At 67.2% G+C, this 15,602-nt stretch carries 20 protein-coding genes; 14 read left to right on the plus strand and 6 right to left on the minus strand.

The features are described from left to right. The first annotated feature begins 64 nt into the window (after positions 1–64). Positions 65–1,213 carry a zinc-binding dehydrogenase gene (locus tag KF892_21420; protein MBX3627584.1) on the plus strand — a complete coding sequence of 383 codons (1,149 nt, stop codon included), beginning with the start codon at positions 65–67 and terminating at the stop codon, positions 1,211–1,213. 23 nt (positions 1,214–1,236) lie between these two features. Here KF892_21420 and KF892_21425 read toward each other — a convergent pair whose 3' ends face one another. Further along, positions 1,237–3,063, minus strand: a complete 1,827-nt coding sequence (locus KF892_21425) for a hypothetical protein (protein MBX3627585.1) — start codon at positions 3,061–3,063, stop codon at positions 1,237–1,239. A 220-nt stretch (positions 3,064–3,283) separates the two neighbouring features. On the opposite strand from KF892_21425, the gene argB reads away from it, so the two are divergent. The 3 genes from argB to slmA are packed head-to-tail and all read left to right on the plus strand — an operon-like array spanning position 3,284 to position 5,573. After that, positions 3,284–4,198 carry an acetylglutamate kinase gene (gene argB, locus KF892_21430; protein MBX3627586.1) on the plus strand — a complete coding sequence of 305 codons (915 nt, stop codon included), beginning with the start codon at positions 3,284–3,286 and terminating at the stop codon, positions 4,196–4,198. A gap of 2 nt (positions 4,199–4,200) precedes the next feature. Beyond that, positions 4,201–4,899, plus strand: a complete 699-nt coding sequence (locus KF892_21435) for a pyrimidine 5'-nucleotidase (protein ID MBX3627587.1) — start codon at positions 4,201–4,203, stop codon at positions 4,897–4,899. Between the two features lie 23 nt (positions 4,900–4,922). Next, complete coding sequence (gene slmA / locus KF892_21440) at positions 4,923–5,573, plus strand: nucleoid occlusion factor SlmA (protein ID MBX3627588.1); 651 nt, start codon at positions 4,923–4,925, stop codon at positions 5,571–5,573. A gap of 31 nt (positions 5,574–5,604) precedes the next feature. Here the strand turns inward: slmA and KF892_21445 are convergent, their stop codons facing one another. The 4 genes from KF892_21445 to KF892_21460 all read right to left on the minus strand — a co-directional run bounded on the left by KF892_21445 (position 5,605) and on the right by KF892_21460 (position 8,990). After that, positions 5,605–6,405 carry a peptidylprolyl isomerase gene (locus KF892_21445; protein ID MBX3627589.1) on the minus strand — a complete coding sequence of 267 codons (801 nt, stop codon included), beginning with the start codon at positions 6,403–6,405 and terminating at the stop codon, positions 5,605–5,607. After that, positions 6,402–7,400 carry a hypothetical protein gene (locus KF892_21450; protein ID MBX3627590.1) on the minus strand — a complete coding sequence of 333 codons (999 nt, stop codon included), beginning with the start codon at positions 7,398–7,400 and terminating at the stop codon, positions 6,402–6,404. Before KF892_21450 ends, KF892_21445 begins: the two co-directional genes overlap by 4 nt. Continuing rightward, the gene (locus KF892_21455) at positions 7,397–8,284 is read right to left on the minus strand and encodes a peptidylprolyl isomerase (GenBank protein MBX3627591.1); all 888 of its coding nucleotides are present in this window, start codon (positions 8,282–8,284) and stop codon (positions 7,397–7,399) included. Before KF892_21455 ends, KF892_21450 begins: the two co-directional genes overlap by 4 nt. A gap of 76 nt (positions 8,285–8,360) precedes the next feature. Further along, complete coding sequence (locus KF892_21460) at positions 8,361–8,990, minus strand: alpha/beta fold hydrolase (GenBank protein ID MBX3627592.1); 630 nt, start codon at positions 8,988–8,990, stop codon at positions 8,361–8,363. Between the two features lie 261 nt (positions 8,991–9,251). Between KF892_21460 and KF892_21465 the strand changes: the two genes are divergently transcribed. From KF892_21465 to tatC, 9 genes are read left to right on the plus strand one after another with little or no spacing between them, the layout of a single operon-like run. Next, a complete protein-coding gene (locus KF892_21465; protein MBX3627593.1) occupies positions 9,252–10,124 on the plus strand; it encodes an ATP-binding protein in 873 nt (290 codons plus the stop codon). Continuing rightward, positions 10,121–10,570, plus strand: coding sequence for an NUDIX domain-containing protein (locus tag KF892_21470; GenBank protein MBX3627594.1), 450 nt, complete (start codon positions 10,121–10,123; stop codon positions 10,568–10,570). Before KF892_21465 ends, KF892_21470 begins: the two co-directional genes overlap by 4 nt. A gap of 12 nt (positions 10,571–10,582) precedes the next feature. Beyond that, positions 10,583–10,972, plus strand: a complete 390-nt coding sequence (gene hisI, locus KF892_21475) for a phosphoribosyl-AMP cyclohydrolase (protein MBX3627595.1) — start codon at positions 10,583–10,585, stop codon at positions 10,970–10,972. Then, entirely contained in the window at positions 10,969–11,316 is a 348-nt protein-coding gene (locus tag KF892_21480; GenBank protein ID MBX3627596.1) for a phosphoribosyl-ATP diphosphatase, read from the plus strand. Before hisI ends, KF892_21480 begins: the two co-directional genes overlap by 4 nt. Further along, positions 11,313–11,690: a hypothetical protein gene (locus KF892_21485; GenBank protein MBX3627597.1), complete on the plus strand. Its 378-nt coding sequence runs from the start codon at positions 11,313–11,315 to the stop codon at positions 11,688–11,690. Before KF892_21480 ends, KF892_21485 begins: the two co-directional genes overlap by 4 nt. Before the next feature lie 21 nt (positions 11,691–11,711). Further along, on the plus strand, positions 11,712–12,062 hold the full coding sequence (locus tag KF892_21490; protein MBX3627598.1) for a histidine triad nucleotide-binding protein: 351 nt from the start codon (positions 11,712–11,714) through the stop codon (positions 12,060–12,062). A 53-nt stretch (positions 12,063–12,115) separates the two neighbouring features. Then, entirely contained in the window at positions 12,116–12,355 is a 240-nt protein-coding gene (tatA, locus tag KF892_21495; GenBank protein MBX3627599.1) for a Sec-independent protein translocase subunit TatA, read from the plus strand. A gap of 3 nt (positions 12,356–12,358) precedes the next feature. Then, positions 12,359–12,835 carry a Sec-independent protein translocase protein TatB gene (tatB, locus tag KF892_21500; GenBank protein ID MBX3627600.1) on the plus strand — a complete coding sequence of 159 codons (477 nt, stop codon included), beginning with the start codon at positions 12,359–12,361 and terminating at the stop codon, positions 12,833–12,835. Next, positions 12,832–13,611, plus strand: coding sequence for a twin-arginine translocase subunit TatC (tatC, locus tag KF892_21505; GenBank protein ID MBX3627601.1), 780 nt, complete (start codon positions 12,832–12,834; stop codon positions 13,609–13,611). The genes tatB and tatC overlap by 4 nt, the downstream gene beginning before the upstream one ends. Before the next feature lie 36 nt (positions 13,612–13,647). Here tatC and KF892_21510 read toward each other — a convergent pair whose 3' ends face one another. Continuing rightward, complete coding sequence (locus tag KF892_21510; protein ID MBX3627602.1) at positions 13,648–14,817, minus strand: trypsin-like peptidase domain-containing protein; 1,170 nt, start codon at positions 14,815–14,817, stop codon at positions 13,648–13,650. A 21-nt stretch (positions 14,818–14,838) separates the two neighbouring features. Between KF892_21510 and KF892_21515 the strand changes: the two genes are divergently transcribed. Then, positions 14,839–15,591 carry a Nif3-like dinuclear metal center hexameric protein gene (locus tag KF892_21515; protein ID MBX3627603.1) on the plus strand — a complete coding sequence of 251 codons (753 nt, stop codon included), beginning with the start codon at positions 14,839–14,841 and terminating at the stop codon, positions 15,589–15,591. Positions 15,592–15,602: the final 11 nt, after the last annotated feature.

The following is a 15,602-nucleotide window of genomic DNA, read 5'->3' on the forward strand; positions in this document are numbered from 1 at the left end:
GCCGGATCGCGCTTCCTACACTGCGCCTCTTTCCCATCCCATTTGGGCCACAGAGGAGACCTGCATGAGCACCCCCACCATCCCCGCCACCGCGCTGCAACTGCGCTCGCTCGTCAAGAAGAGCGGCGAACTCGAACTCTCGCTGCAAAGCGTGCCCGTGCCACAGCCGGCCGACGACGAGGTGCTGGTGCGCGTGGAAGCCACGCCGATCAACCCGTCGGACCTGGCGCTGCTCTTCGGCCTGGCCGACATGTCGACCGCCAAGGCGTCCGGCACCGCCGCCAACCCGGTGATCACCGCCCAGGTGCCCGAGAAGATGATGCGTGGCCTCGCTGCCCGACTGGATGAGTCGATGCCCGTCGGCAACGAAGGCGCCGGCACGGTGGTGAAGGCCGGCTCGTCGCCGGAAGCGCAGGCGCTGGTCGGCAAGACGGTCGCCATCCTCGGCGGCGCGATGTACGGGCAATACCGCGCCGTGAAGGCCAAGCAGGCCCTGCTGCTGCCGGCCGGCACCACCGCGGCCGAAGGCGCGTCGTGCTTCGTCAACCCGCTCACCTCGCTGTCGATGACCGAAGTGATGCGCCGTGAAGGCCACAAGGCGCTGGTGCACACCGCCGCGGCGTCGAACCTCGGCCAGATGCTCAACAAGATCTGCATGAAAGACGGCATCGCGCTCGTCAACATCGTGCGCAAGCCCGAGCAGGCCGAGATCCTGAAGAAGATCGGCGCCAAGTACATCGTCGACTCGAGCAGCCCGAGCTTCATGGAAGACCTCACCAAGGCGCTCATCGAGACCGGCGCCACCCTGTGCTTCGATGCCATCGGCGGCGGCAAGCTCGCCAGCCAGGTGCTCACGGCGATGGAAGCGGCGGCCAACGCCAACGCCAAGGAATACAGCCGCTACGGCTCCAACGTGCACAAGCAGGTCTACATCTACGGCGGCCTGGACCGCGGCCCGACGGAGCTGACCCGCAGCTTCGGCATGCAGTGGGGCGTGGGCGGCTGGCTCTTGACGCCCTTCCTGCAGAAGATCGGCTTCGCCGACGCGCAGAAGCTGCGCGAGCGTGTGGCCGCTGAACTCAAGACGACCTTCGCCAGCCACTACACCCGCGAGGTGTCGCTGGCCGAAGCGCTGTCGCTGGAGGCGATCAACGCCTACGGCAAGCAGGCGACGGGCACCAAGTACCTGATCACGCCGCAGAAGGGGCTGTGAGCAGGGGCTGAGAGCACGCGCGCTCAGCGCACGTTGGCGGGCTTTTCGTCGCCGCGTGCCGAGCGCAGCCAGTACTTCAGGGTGGCCTCGGTCGGGATGTAGAGGCGCAGCTTGAAGCCTTTGCCGAGGCGGTCGTCGGCGGCGAGTTCGCCGTCGTCGATGCCCTTCGCGTTGTAGCCGAGCGCGAGCACGATCTTGCGCTTCATCTGCACGGACAGCTCGGCCCCGTAGCCGCGCTGCACGCCGTAGAACTCGTCTTTCCAGTGCGCGACGTGGAAGCCGAAGCGCCAGCGCCTGTCGAGCTGGTAGGTGGGGCGCAGCACGTAGAGGTCGGTGATGCGCTGCGCGCCCGCCTGGAACGACTCGTCGCGGTCCCAGCGGCGTGAGCCGCGCAGCAGCAGGTCGATCTTGTCGGTCGGCTGGTATTCGAATTCACCGAAGGCGATGCGGGCGCGGCGCTTTGCGGCACCCGCTGTCGTCACACCGTCCTGCTGCGGCTCGCGCGCCAGCACGGTGAAGCGCCAGAAGGTGCTGAGCTTGCGCTCTTCGGGTTCCTGCCAGCCCAGGCCCATGCTGGCGTCACCGGAGACGACCGGAATCTCGCCCGCCACCGTCGACTTCAGCTCGGTCGCGCTGGCGCGGGTGACGAAGAGCATGTTCTCCCCCACGCGCTGCGTGTAGTCGGCGCTGGCGAAGTCGCTGTTGCGCACCGGCGTGCGCACGGCCTGCAACTCGGTGCCGAGTGCGCGGTGGGGGAAGTCGTTGTGCTGGATGCGCAGGTCGAAAAGCGTCGAGCGCAGTGCGTCGCCCGCGACCGGAATGCCCGATTCGATGAGCGACTGCGATTCCCACTTCGGCGCCAGCGTGTGGGTGTGGCGCCAGCCGACCACGAGCAGCGCGTCGTCGTCCGACGCCAGGCTCTGGTGGCGCACCTGCGCGTAGACCATGCCGTCTTTCGAGCCTTCGGGGATCTCGCCGCCGATCACCCGCTTGTAGGTGGTGCGCTCGTCGACCCCGGTAGACGACAGCAGCCCGAGCTGCGGCGCTTCGCGCCAGTACACGCGCGAGCCGCTCCAAGCGCCACCGGGGCGGTAATCGGCGCCGAACTCGGTGCGCGCGTCGGCCAGTCGCTCGTCGCCCGGCGCCATCTCGGGCTTGATGGCGCGCTGGTGCTGAGCGCTGAACGCGAGGCCGGGGGCGGCTTCCCACTGGGCCTGCACGCCACCGAAGTTGGCCTTCGGTTGGCGGTCGGACCACGGCTCGCGCAGGCCCCGGTCTTCCAGTTCGGCGTGGTGCACGAAGCCTTCCACCCACAGGTCGCGCGGGCCGTAGCGCAGGCCGAGTTGCGCATCGGTGCGGGCGACGTTGAGGGTGTCGTCATGCAGGTGCCGGCCGCTCGTCTGCAGCGAAAAGCCGTGGCCGAGCGTGGTGCCGATGGAGCCGCCGTTCTCGAGGCCGGTGCCGTCGTGCTGGTTGTAGAAGCGCACGTCGTTGATCTTGCCGGCGTGCGTCAGCTCGTAGGTGCGCGAGGGCCGCCCCGCGGCCGGGATGCCGGTGCCGGCGTTGTTGAGCAGGCCGGTCTGGCGTTCGTCGAGCGAGAGCATCCAGCGCTTGCCGAGGTCCACCGTCTTCTTCTGGCCGAAGACGCGGTAGCGCCGCTCGTAGTTGGGGCCGAGGGCGTCGACCAGCAGCTCGTTGAGGAACTCCTCCCAGGAGTCGAGCGTGTCTTCCACGCGCTGCTTGAGCTTGTCGACCGGGCCGGTTTCGCTTTCGGGCACCGATTCGGGAGTGGTCGAGTCGGCCGGCAGCGTGGGGGCCGAGGCCGCAGGCTCCGCCGGGGAGGGCGGCACGGGGGGAGCGGCTGGGGCTGGCTCTTGCGCCGCCGCCAAGGCACACAGCCCTGCAGCGAGGGCCAGGACGAGTGCGCGTGGGGCGGATCGGAGCATGAACATGGCGCGCAGTGTCGCAGTGGTCGCCCTTTTCATCTGTAGGAGGACGTCGCGCGCCGGCCGCAGCGAAACGGTCGACCCCTACAATTTGCCGCATCCAACTCTCCTCACCGCGCCGCCCATGAGCACCGCTGCCCCCGCCCACACCGCCGAGCTGGCCAACATCGCGCCGCGCGACAAGGCGGAGATCCTCGCGCAGGCCCTGCCGTACATCCGCAAGTTCCACGGCAAGACCATCGTCATCAAGTACGGCGGCAACGCGATGACTGACCCCGAGCTGCAGCAGGACTTCGCGGAAGACGTGGTGCTCTTGAAGCTGGTGGGCCTGAACCCGGTGGTGGTGCACGGCGGCGGCCCGCAGATCGAAGACGCGCTGGCGAAGATCGGCAAGAAGGGCACCTTCATCCAGGGCATGCGCGTCACGGATGAGGAGACGATGGAAGTCGTCGAGTGGGTGCTGGCCGGCCAGGTGCAGCAAGACATCGTCGGCCTCATCAACGTGGCCGGCGGCAAGGCGGTGGGCCTGACCGGGCGCGACGGTGGCCTCATCCGCGCACGCAAACTGAAGATGGTCGACCACAAGGACCCGAGCAAGGTGCACGACGTGGGCCAGGTGGGCGAGATCGAATCGATCGACCCATCGGTGGTGAAGGCGCTGCAGGACGACCAGTTCATCCCCGTCATCTCGCCGCTCGGCTTCGGCGCGGAGAACGAGAACTACAACATCAACGCCGACGTGGTGGCGGGCAAGCTGGCCGAGGTGCTGAAGGCCGAAAAGCTCATCATGCTGACCAACATCCCCGGCGTGCTCGACAAGAACGGCAAGCTGCTCACCAACCTCTCGGCGCGCGAGATCGACGAGCTGTTTGCCGACGGCACGATCAGCGGCGGCATGCTGCCCAAGATCCAGTCGGCGCTCGACGCGGCGAAGAACGGCGTGAACTCGGTGCACATCATCGACGGGCGTGTGCCGCACGCCATGCTGCTCGAGATCCTCACCGAGCAGGCCTACGGCACGATGATCAGATCGCATTGAGCTTGCACGCTCGCCAGCGTGTCTGGCTCTTCGACCTGGATGACACCCTGCACGACGCGAGCCATGCGTCGATGCCGGGCATCAACCGAGGGATGACGGACTACGTCGCCAAGTACCTCGAGCTTTCGTTTGAAGACGCCTCGGCGCTGCGTGCCCAGTACTGGCGGCGTTATGGCGCCACGCTGCTCGGCCTCATCCGCCACCACGGCGTGAAGGCCAGCCACTTCCTCGAAGAGACGCACCAGCTGCCCGGCCTCGAGGCGCAGCTGCGCATGAGCGCCCATGACCGCGCGGTGCTCAAGCGCCTGCCGGGCCGCAAATACATCCTGACCAATGCGCCGCGTGCCTATGCGCTGCGGGTGTTGAACGCGCTCAAGCTCATCGACTTCTTCGACGGCGTGATCACCATCGACGAGATGCAGATGTTCGGCCACCTGCGGCCGAAGCCCGACGCGCGCATGCTGCGCCATGTTGCAGCGCAACTGAAAGTGCCGCCCAGCCGCTGCGTTTTGGTGGAAGACACGCTGCAGCACCAGAAGGCGGCACACGGCATCGGGATGAAGGGCATCTGGATGCGGCGCTACCTTCACGCAGCCCGGAAGAGTGTGAACAACGGCATGCAAGTTGGCGTTCACCCATGCCCTGCGCCCTCCTATGTCTATGCAAGAATTCGTTCGCTCAAGACCCTGCTTGCCTTGTGACTAAACAAGGTTCGAACGACGAGATGACCGACGCCACCCTGCCTGAAGAAGCGAACGCGCCATCCGCCACCGCCGTGGCCGAACCCGGTCGCAAGCGACCCAAACCTGGCGAACGCCGCGTGCAGATCCTGCACACGCTGGCCAGCATGCTCGAACAGCCGGGCGCCGAACGCATCACCACGGCCGCGTTGGCCGCCAAGCTCGAAGTCTCGGAAGCGGCGCTGTACCGCCATTTCGCGAGCAAGGCGCAGATGTTCGAAGGCCTCATCGAATTCATCGAGCAGAGCGTGTTCACGCTCGTCAACCAGATCAGCGAACGCGAGACCAGCGGCCAGGTGCAGGCGCAGAAGATCCTGTCGGTGCTGCTGCAGTTCGGCGAAAAGAACCCCGGCATGACCCGCGTGATGGTGGGCGATGCGCTGGTGTTCGAAAACGAGCGCCTCGTCTCGCGCATGAACCAGTTCTTCGACCGCATCGAGTCGCAGCTGCGCCAGAGCCTGCGCCTGGCCGCTGAATCGGCCGGCTCGCAGACGCCGACCGTCGATGCGAATGCGCAGTCGTCGGTGCTGACGGGTTTTGCCGTCGGCCGCCTGCAGCGTTATGCCCGCTCGGGCTTCAAGCGCATGCCCACCGAACACCTCGACGGCGCGCTCGCGCTGCTCGTCCCCGCCTGAGCGGGGCGCGGGCGCCGAGGGCTCCGGCCGCTCAGGGCGCCTGCAACACCGTCAGCTTCGCTTCCTTGCGCCACTGAGCCACCTGCGCCTGCAGGCGCTCCATAGCGATCTGCTTGCGCATCTCGGCCTTCACCCTCTCGTAAGGCGGCTTCGGCTGCGTCTGGATCGATGTGAGGCGAATCACGTGCCAGCCGAATTCCGTCTGCACGGGTTGCTTCGTGTATTGCCCGGGCTTCAGCGCTTGCGCCGCTGCGGCGAAGGGCGGCACGAGCTGGCTCACCGACATGCTGCCCAGCGCGCCACCGCGCGGCACGGTCTCGGTGTCGAGCGTGTGCTTGCGCGCGAGCGCCGCAAATGACGCGCCGCGGTCGAGCTGGGCGATCAGGTCGCGCGCGGTCTTCTCGTCTTTCACGAGGATGTGGCTGGCATCGATCTGCACGTCGAGCTGCAGGGTGCGGTAACGCTCCTGGATGTCGGCCTCGGCGATTTGCATCTCGTCGGCCTTCTGCTGCAGGAAGCGTTGGCCGAGCAGCGTCTTGTGGGCGAGTTCGAGTTCGGCGCGTGTCTGCGCGCGTGAGGCCACACCGGTCGACTTGGCGCGCTGGCTCAGCAGTTCCATGTCGACGAGGTCGTCGAGCATGCGGCGGCGCTCTTGCATCTCGGGCGGCGCGCCCCCGGCGGCACGCGACCGCGCCAACTCGTCGAGCATGGCGCGGCTGAGGGGCTGGCCGTTGACGAGCGCGGCGGCGTCTGGCGGCAAGGCGGGGTCGGCGGCCCAGGCGGCCGGTGCCGTGAAGCTGGAGCAGATCAGGAGGAGGGCGAAGGCTCTCATGGTGCGGTGCTGCGGTTGCGGTCGTAGGCGCGGGCGGCGGCCAGTTCTTCTTCCTTGAAGTGCTGGCGCAGCGCGGCGTCGAGCTGGGCGGCCATGTCGGGCGATGCGCTGGCGACGATGGCTTTCTTCTGCTGGGCGTAGGCCTGGTAGCGCGACTCCCACTGGTCGCGCTGGGCTTCCATGTCGGTGATGGCCTTGGCCGCGTCTTCGCCGAGGTAGCGCCGGCGCAGCTGCTCGACCTGTGCAGGGGTGGCCCCCTGCTGACGCAGGGTCGCCACCTGGGTGTCCATCTCGCCGAGCGAGGCCGACACCGGTGCTTGCAGGCCCGGCAGGTCGCGCGGCATACGCTCGCGCAGGGCGCTGATCTGTGCGGCCTTTTCCTGTGCCGAGAGCTTGGGGTCGGCCTGGATGGCGTTCATCGCCAAGTCGAGCCGGGTGAGCTCTTCTTCGGCGCCGAAGAGGGCGCGCGCCGTGTTCTCGTCGAAATGCTGGCGGCGCAGGGCCACGGTCTTGTCGAGCAGTGCCTTCAGCTCCTCGGGGGTGCCGGGAGCTTGCTGCTCGGCGGCCTGGGTGGTGGCGGCACGTTGGTAGGCGTCGTAGTTGCGCACGAGGGCGATGGCCTGGGTCGCGGCCTCGCCGGGCATCGAGCGGCGCAGCGCGTCTTCGAGCCGCTGGAAGTCGGCCGGCGTGGCCTCGGGCCCGAGCAGGCCGAGCAGCACGTCGAGCGCAGCGCGGGTGTTCATGTCGACGGTGAGGTCGCCGGCGGCACCGAGTTCGAGCAGGCGGGACGCCTCTTCGATGGTGCGCGGCATGCTGTCGGTGAGCCCGGCGCGTGGTGCGGTGCCGGAGCGGGCAAGGTCGCCCGCTGGCGTCGCGGCGGCGGTGGCCTGCGCCGCGACGGGGTCGGTGCTGCCGGAGGTGGCGAGCCACGAGCCGATGCCCACCGCGCCCAGCGAGGCGGCGATCAGCACGAGGCGGAAGGCGCGCGGGCTCATGGCGATTCGGCCAACTGGACCTTGGCTTCGCGCCGCCATTGTTTTTGCTGCGCCTCGACCTTGGCGTGCACGATCTGCGGGTGCAGCCAGACGCGGGCGGTGTCGAGGGTGGGGCGCTGCGCCAGCGGCTCCAGGCCTTCGAGGCGCATCACGTGCCAGCCTTGCGGCGTCTGCACCGGCTGGGCGGCGTGCTCGCCTGGCTTCAGGTAGCGCACGGCCGCGCCCATCTCGGTGGGCATCTGGTCCATCAGCATGACGCCGAGGCTGCCGCCACGCAGGCGGTTGTCGGCGTCGATGGAATAACGCTTGGCCAGCTCGGCAAACGGCCGGCCTTGCTTGAGCTGCTCGAGCACGGCCTGCGCCGTGGCCTGCTCGGCGACCAGGATGTGCGCCAGCTTGAACTGGTACGGCGGCACACGCTCGTCGTAGGCCTGCGCCAGCTCGGCGTCGGTCACCTGGAAGCCTGCGATCTGCTCGCGCACCATGGCCTGGGCCAGGATGGTCTTGGCCTGCAGTTCGCTTTCGGCGATGAAGGCGGGCTGTTTGTCGACACCGTGCTCGCGTGCCTTGCGGGCGAGCAGTTCGATGTCGACGAGTTCATCGAGCAGGCGCTGGCGGCCCAGGCTGGGGGCGCTCGCCGCAGAGGCGGCGCTGGCGGCTGCCGTGGGGGCGTCGTAGGGGTTGGCCGAGCCGGCGTACTGGCGGGCGATCTCGTCGAGGAGCGATCGGGTGAGCGGCTCGCCGTCGAGCAGGGCCACGGCATCGGGCTTGGCGGGGGTCGGGGCGCTTGCGGCCGTGTCGGGCGTGGTGGGCTTGCACGCGCTCAGCACAGCGAGGCCGGGCAGCACGGCCAGGGCGAGGGTTGAAATGCTCGATCGGATCATGGACATGTTGCATCAGGCCCGCCGGGCAGCGGGTGCCGCCCGGCGGAGTACAGCGGATGAACGCTCAGTGGGCGGCTCAGCGCAGCGCTGCGCGCACCGCGTTGTACACGCTGCCGTCGGTCAGCAGGGCCAGGTGGTTGATCGGCGCCACCTGGGTGCTGTTGCCGCACATGGCGTTGGTGGCGGGGATGATCACACCGTCGAGCGCCGACCACAGCGAGCGGTCGCAGCCACGGCCGGCCAGGCGCAGGAGGAAGAGCGAGCCGGGCCACATGTCGTAGCAGGCCGGGCTCACGCAGGCGTAGGCCGAGGTGGTGCCCAGGTGGGGCGTGCCCAGGGTCACGAAGCGGCGCATCTGCGACGAGCCCCCGTTGAACACGCGGTAGGCGCGCGACACGAGGCCGCCGTTGGAGTGGGCGACGATGCTGATCTTTTCGCCACCGTGGCGGGCGCGCACGGTGTTGACGTAGCTCGCGAGCTGGGCGCCGCTGGCGGTGTCGGAGCTGAGGAACGAGTTGTAGTTGAAGCCGTACAGCTTGTTCGACGGGTAGCCGCTGGCGGTGAAGCGGCTGATCATGGTCGACCAGTTGCCCGAATTGCCGCTGTAGCCGTGCACGAACACGATGGGTTCCGTCTGGGCGGCAGCCTGGCCGCAGGCCAGCACGGAGGCGAGTGCGACACTCGCGAGAATGGCGGTGCGTTTCATTTGGTAGGGTCTCCTGCAATGGTTGGAAGAACCCGGAGACGGGCGCGTCCGCCTGCTTCCGGTTTGCCACTCGTTGCCGGAGGTGCTGACGCCGTGGGCCCTTGCAGGCGCTGCACCCCAAACAAACTACCAAGAGGCAAGCTAATTGTGGACGCCTGTTTAGTTTTAGGTCGTCTCGTTTTCCCCGCTCTGGAAAACCCGTGGATGGCAACTCCTTACTGTCACGGGCCCGTGGCATTTTTCCGCTTTGATTGAATGGCTATGTTGACCGACTCGCTGACGCACCTCATTGCACGCGCCGAAACCCTCATCACCCGGCTGGAAGCCGCGCTGCCACAGGGTTTGCAGGCCCCCGACTGGTCGGCCTCGACCGCCTTCCGCTACCGCCGCCGCCACAACCGCACGGTGCTGGAGCCGGTGCGCCACGTGGCCACCATCCGGCTCGGGTCGCTGGTCGAGGTGGCGCCCCAAAAAGAGCGACTCCTGCGCAATACCGCACAATTTGTGGATCACCGTGCAGCAAACAATGTTCTGCTCACAGGGGCCCGCGGTACGGGGAAAAGTTCGCTAGTGAAGGCTTGCCTCAATGAGTTTTCCGACCGGGGTTTGCGGCTGATCGAGATCGACAAGGCCGATCTGGTGGACCTGCCCGACATCGTCGACCTCGTGGCGGGCCGGCCGGAGCGCTTCATCGTGTTCTGCGACGACCTCAGCTTCGACGAGGGTGAGCCGGGCTACAAGGCGCTGAAATCCATCCTCGACGGCTCGGTCTCGCAGGCATCCGACAACGTGCTGATCTATGCCACCAGCAACCGCCGCCACCTGCTGCCCGAGTACATGAAGGAAAACCTCACCTACCAGCACACCGAAGACGGCGAGGTGCACCCGGGCGAGGTGGTGGAAGAAAAGATCTCGCTCAGCGAGCGCTTCGGCCTGTGGGTGAGCTTCTACCCGTTCACGCAGGACGAATACCTTGCCATCGTCGGCCAATGGCTGCGCAACCACGGTGTGCCCGAGGCGGCGATCACCGCCGCCCGCCAGGAAAGCCTGGTGTGGGCGCTGGAGCGCGGCTCGCGCTCGGGCCGGGTGGCCTTCCAGTTCGCGCAGGACTACGCCGGGCGGCACGCGGCATGAGCAGCACCGCTGGCGAAAGAACGCCCGTCGACGTGGCGGTGGGGGTGCTGGTCGACGCGGAAGGACGCTTCCTCTTGACCTCGCGCCCCGAGGGGAAGGTGTACGCCGGCTATTGGGAGTTCCCGGGCGGCAAGCTCGAGGCTGGCGAGACCGTCGAGCAGGCGCTGCGGCGCGAGCTGCATGAAGAGCTGGGCATCACCATTGGCGACGCCCACCCGTGGAAGGTGGAGATCGTCGACTACGAACATGCCCGCGTGCGCCTGCACTTCTGCAAGGTCTACGCGTGGCAGGGTGAATTCGAGATGCGCGAGCGCCAGAGCATGGCGTGGCAGACGCTGCCGGTGGCGGTGAAACCCGTGCTCCCGGGCACCGTGCCGGTGCTGGATTGGTTTGCCACCGAGCGTGGTTTCAGCGGTCCTACGCACGAAGCGGTGCCACCCCGATAGGTAAACTGCCGCATGGATTTTCTCGACGCCATCAAGTGGGATGCCGACGGCCTGGTGCCCGTGATCGCCCAGGAGGCCACGACGCAAGACGTGCTCATGTTCGCCTTCATGAACCGCGAGGCGGTGCAAGAGACCGTCAAGCGAGGCGAGGCTGTGTACTGGAGCCGCTCGCGCAAGCGCCTGTGGCACAAGGGCGAAGAGTCGGGCCACCTCCAGAAGGTGCACGAGATGCGCCTCGATTGCGACAACGACGTGCTGCTGCTCAAGGTCACGCAGCTCGGGCACGAACCGGGCATCGCCTGCCACACCGGCCGTCACAGCTGCTTCTTCCAGAAGCTGGAAGATGGCGTGTGGAAGGCGGTCGAGCCTGTGCTGAAAGACCCGGAGAGCATCTACAAATGAGTGGCAACGACACGCTTGCGCGGCTGGCCGAGGTCATCGAGTCGCGCCGTGGCGGCGACCCCGACAAGAGCTACGTGGCCCGCCTCTTCCACAAGGGGAACGACGCCATCCTGAAGAAGATCGGAGAAGAAGCCACCGAGACCGTGATGGCCGCCAAGGACGGCGACGCGCAGAAGGTCGTCTACGAGGTGGCCGACCTCTGGTTCCACTCGATGATCGCGCTGGCGGCCTTTGGCCTGAAACCTGCTGATGTGCTGGCGGAACTGGAGCGGCGCGAGGGCCTGTCGGGCCTGGAGGAATTTGCGGCCCGCAAGGTCAAGGGACGCGAGGTAGACGGCATATGAACGACACGATCGACATCGGTGAAAAGGAGCGCTCGCTCAAGACGGTGGGCCACATCAGCTATGCGCTGCACACCGTGGTCGCGGTGGGCGCCGTGCTGCCCGGTGTGCAGGCCAGCGTGGTGTTGCTGGTCATCGCCTTCGTGCTCGACCTCGTGAAGAAGGACGAGGCGGCCGGCAGTTGGCAGGAGTCGCACTTCCGCTGGCGCATTCGCTCGGTGCTGTGGGCCGGGGGCTTGTATCTCGTGACGAGCCCCCTGTGGCTGCTCGTCCTGGTGCCGGGGTGGATCGCGTGGGCGATCATCTCCGTCTGGTTCCTCTACCGCGTGGTGCGTGGATGGGTGAACCTCAACAACCACACCCCCATGCCCGACTGATGTTGCGTTTTTGAGATCAACATGACACACGACCCCAACTGCATCTTCTGCAAGATCGTCGCCGGGCAGATCCCGAGCCGCAAGGTGTACGAAGACGACGACCTGCTCGCCTTCCACGACATCGCCCCGTGGGCGCCCCAGCACGTGCTGGTCATCCCCAAGGAGCACATCGAATCGCTCTACGACACCACGCCCGAGAAACACCAGGCGCTGCTCGGCCGCATGCTGGCGCTGGCGCCGGTGCTGATGAAGCAGCTCGGCGTGACCGGGGGCTTCCGCGTGCTGGTCAACAACGGCCCCGACGGGCGCCAAGAAGTGCCGCATTTGCACCTTCATGCCATGGGCGGCCCGCGCCCCTGGGCCAAGGGTTGAACCCTGGCGCGTGAGCGTCACCTAAACTTCCATATTCCCTTCAGGAGATCCACATGGGTTCATTCAGCATCTGGCACTGGCTCATCGTCTTGGCCATCGTCGTCCTGGTGTTCGGCACCAAGAAACTCAAGAACATCGGCAGCGACCTCGGCGGCGCCGTCAAGGGTTTCAAGGACGGCATGAAAGACGGCTCCGCGGGCAACGACGCTCCCCCCGCTGCCAACCAGCAAGTCACGGCCAACAAGGCCCAGGACCCCAACACCGTCGACGTCGACGCCAAGACGAAGTCCTGATCCTTGATTGATTTCGGCTTCGACAAACTCGCGCTGATCGGCGCGGTGGCGCTCATCGTCATCGGGCCCGAGAAGCTGCCGCGTGTCGCCCGCACGGTGGGCCACCTGCTGGGCAAGGCGCAGCGTTATGTGGCCGACGTGAAGGCGGAGGTCAACCGCTCCATCGAACTGGAAGAGCTCAAGAAGATGAAGGGCCAGTTCGAGGACGCGGCGCGCGACGTCGAGCAGAGCGTGACGAGCGAAGTCAACCAGGCCACCGCCGCGCTCGAGAACGCCTGGGCCGACGCCGAGCCGGCCCCGTTCACCGGCGGCATGCACGACGCCGTGCCCGTCTACAAGCACCCGCGCAAGAAGTGGCGCGTCAAGCGCAGTGCGATGCCGCTTTGGTACAAGCAGCGCACCGGCATCCGCGCCAAGGCCCAGTCGGGCGCGGCGCGGGTGGCGCGTTTCCGTCCGCCTCGTAGCGGATCTTCGGCATGAGCACAGAAGAAAAACCCGACGAACTCGCCGGAACCGAACAGCCTTTTGTCGCCCACCTCGTCGAACTGCGTGATCGGCTGATCCGCGCCACGATCGCGATCCTGGTGTGCTTCGGCGTCCTGATGGTGTGGCCGGGCTCGGGTGCGCTGTATGACTTGCTCGCCGCGCCTCTGGTGTCTCACCTGCCCAAGGGCGCCACGCTGATCGCGACCAACGTGATCTCGCCGATCCTGGTGCCGCTCAAGATCACGCTGATGTCGGGCTTCCTGGTGGCGCTGCCCTATGTGCTGTACCAGACCTGGGCCTTTGTCGCGCCGGGCCTCTACACGCACGAGAAGCGCCTGGTGCTGCCGCTGGTGGTGTCGAGCACCATCCTCTTCTTCGTGGGCGTGGCCTTCTGCTACTTCCTCGTGTTGCCGGCGATGGCGCAGTTCATCCAGAACTTCGCGCCCACCAGCATCACTGCCGCGCCAGACATCGAGCAGTATTTCGGCTTCGTGCTCACGCTCTTCATCGTCTTCGGCCTCGCCTTCGAGGTGCCGATCGTCGTGATCGTGCTGGCGCGGCTGGGCATCGTGTCGATCGAGCGGCTGAAGGGCTTTCGCGGCTACTTCATTGTGCTGGCGTTCATCATCGCCGCGGTGGTCACGCCGCCCGACGTGATCTCGCAGCTGGCGCTGGCGATCCCGATGTGCATCTTGTACGAGCTCGGCATCTGGGCCTCGGTGCTCTTCATCAAGCACACCAAGGCACCGGAAGAGAAGACGACCACTTGAAGAAGAAACGGCGCCTCGGGCGCCGTTTTTTTTGACTCAGCGCTCGCGCGGCGGGCCGGATCGGGGCCGCTGGGCCACCACCACCTTGAGTTCGAGCGTGCGGTCACCGCGCTGCACCGACAGTGTTGCCGCGGTCTGCGGCTTGAGCGCCGCCACTGCCGCGAGCAGCTGCACCGTGTTGGCCACGGGCGTGTCGGCCACTTTCACCACCACGTCGCCCGGGCGCACGCCGCCCGCGGCGGCCGGGCCGTTCTGCAGCACGCCGGTGATCAGCACGCCTTGCTTGATCGGCAGGTTGAAGGTCTCGGCAATCTCGGGCGTGAGGTCGCGTGGCTCCACGCCGATCCAGCCCCGGGTGACCTGGCCATCGCGGATGAGACCTTCCATCACCAGCCGTGCCGTGTTCGCGGGGATGGCGAAGCCGATGCCCATGCTGCCGCCCGAACGCGAGTAGATGGCAGTGTTGATGCCGAGCAGGTTGCCTTGCGCGTCGACCAGCGCCCCGCCTGAGTTGCCGGGGTTGATGGCTGCATCGGTCTGGATGAAGTTCTCGAAGGTGTTGATGCCGAGCTGGTTGCGGCCGAGCGCGCTCACGATGCCCGAGGTCACGGTCTGGCCCACGCCGAAGGGGTTGCCGATGGCCAGCACCACGTCGCCCACCTGTGCCGACTCGACGCTGCCGAAGGCGATGACCGGCAGTTTGTCGAGCGAGATCTTGAGCACCGCCACATCGGTCTCGGGGTCGGCACCGACCACCTTGGCGCGTGCCTGGCGGCCGTCGGAGAGCTGCACTTCGATGTCGTCGGCGCCTTCGATCACGTGGTTGTTGGTCAGCAGGTAGCCGTCGGCCGAGACGATCACGCCCGAGCCCAGGCCGATCTGGGGTTGCTGCTGCCGCTGTGGCTGGTCGCCGAAGAAGAAGCGGAACCACGGGTCTTCGGTGTGCGGGTTGCGCTGCGGCGTTTTGCTGGCGGTGATGCTCACCACGGCCGGCGTGGCGCGCTTGGCGGCGGCCGAGTAACTGGGCACGTTGCCGATGCCGACCGCTGACGCGGGCAGGGCCGGGGCCTGGAGGATGGACACCGCGGCGGGAAGGCCGGAGACGGTGTCACGGCGGATCCACTCGGGCTTGAGGGTCGCGATCACGAACCACAAGGCCACCGCCACCGTGACGGCTTGGGAGAAAATGAGCCACGTCCTGCGCATCAACCCGATCCTGAAATCTTCATGGCCACACGCTCTGACATCGAGACGTACCTCGGCGCCTTGCTCGACGTGGGGAAGTTCCGGGATTATGGGCCGAACGGTTTGCAGGTCGAGGGCAAGCCCGAGGTGAAGAAGCTCGTCTCGGGGGTGACCGCGAGCCGTGCGTTCATCGAGGCGGCGATCGAGCAGCAGGCGGATGCCATCCTCGTGCACCACGGCCTTTTCTGGCGCGGCCACGACGGCCGTCTCACCGGCTGGCTGAAGGCGCGGGTCGAGCTGCTGATGGCGCACGGCATCAATCTCTACGCCTACCACCTGCCCCTCGACGCCCACCCCGAGTACGGCAACAACGCGCAGCTCGGCGTCAAGCTCAAGCTCGTGCCCGACGGGCGCTTCGGCGAGCAGGACATCGGCTTCGTCGGAGCACCGGCGCAGCCGCTGACCACCGCCGCGCTGAAGGCCATGCTGACCTACCGGCTTGGCCGCGAGCCGGTGATGGTCGAGGGCCGCCCCGGTGTGACCTTGCAGCGCATCGCGTGGTGCACCGGCGGCGCCCAGGGGTACTTCGAGTCCGCGATCGCCGCCGGCGCCGAGGCCTACATCACCGGCGAGATCTCGGAGCCGCAGGCCCATCTGGCGCGCGAGACGGGCGTGGCCTTCTTCGCCTGCGGCCACCATGCGACCGAGCGCTACGGTGCGCCGGCCCTCGGGGCGCACGTGGCCGAGAAGTTCGGCCTCGAGCACCAGTTCATCGAGATCGACAACCCGGCCTGACGTGAGCACCG

It is taken from the genome of Rhizobacter sp. (genome assembly GCA_019635355.1).
Lineage (GTDB): Bacteria > Pseudomonadota > Gammaproteobacteria > Burkholderiales > Burkholderiaceae_C > Rhizobacter.

Bases quoted from the DNA above. Each gene is read 5' to 3' on its own strand.
- KF892_21420 (MBX3627584.1), top strand. From the start codon at position 65: ATGAGCACCCCCACCATCCCCGCCACCGCGCTGCAACTGCGCTCGCTC.
- argB (MBX3627586.1), top strand. From the start codon at position 3,284: ATGAGCACCGCTGCCCCCGCCCACACCGCCGAGCTGGCCAACATCGCG.
- slmA (MBX3627588.1), top strand. From the start codon at position 4,923: ATGACCGACGCCACCCTGCCTGAAGAAGCGAACGCGCCATCCGCCACC.
- KF892_21445 (MBX3627589.1), bottom strand. From the start codon at position 6,405: ATGAGAGCCTTCGCCCTCCTCCTGATCTGCTCCAGCTTCACGGCACCG.
- KF892_21450 (MBX3627590.1), bottom strand. From the start codon at position 7,400: ATGAGCCCGCGCGCCTTCCGCCTCGTGCTGATCGCCGCCTCGCTGGGC.
- KF892_21455 (MBX3627591.1), bottom strand. From the start codon at position 8,284: ATGATCCGATCGAGCATTTCAACCCTCGCCCTGGCCGTGCTGCCCGGC.
- KF892_21460 (MBX3627592.1), bottom strand. From the start codon at position 8,990: ATGAAACGCACCGCCATTCTCGCGAGTGTCGCACTCGCCTCCGTGCTG.
- KF892_21465 (MBX3627593.1), top strand. From the start codon at position 9,252: ATGTTGACCGACTCGCTGACGCACCTCATTGCACGCGCCGAAACCCTC.
- KF892_21470 (MBX3627594.1), top strand. From the start codon at position 10,121: ATGAGCAGCACCGCTGGCGAAAGAACGCCCGTCGACGTGGCGGTGGGG.
- hisI (MBX3627595.1), top strand. From the start codon at position 10,583: ATGGATTTTCTCGACGCCATCAAGTGGGATGCCGACGGCCTGGTGCCC.
- KF892_21480 (MBX3627596.1), top strand. From the start codon at position 10,969: ATGAGTGGCAACGACACGCTTGCGCGGCTGGCCGAGGTCATCGAGTCG.
- KF892_21485 (MBX3627597.1), top strand. From the start codon at position 11,313: ATGAACGACACGATCGACATCGGTGAAAAGGAGCGCTCGCTCAAGACG.
- KF892_21490 (MBX3627598.1), top strand. From the start codon at position 11,712: ATGACACACGACCCCAACTGCATCTTCTGCAAGATCGTCGCCGGGCAG.
- tatA (MBX3627599.1), top strand. From the start codon at position 12,116: ATGGGTTCATTCAGCATCTGGCACTGGCTCATCGTCTTGGCCATCGTC.
- tatC (MBX3627601.1), top strand. From the start codon at position 12,832: ATGAGCACAGAAGAAAAACCCGACGAACTCGCCGGAACCGAACAGCCT.
- KF892_21510 (MBX3627602.1), bottom strand. From the start codon at position 14,817: ATGCGCAGGACGTGGCTCATTTTCTCCCAAGCCGTCACGGTGGCGGTG.
- KF892_21515 (MBX3627603.1), top strand. From the start codon at position 14,839: ATGGCCACACGCTCTGACATCGAGACGTACCTCGGCGCCTTGCTCGAC.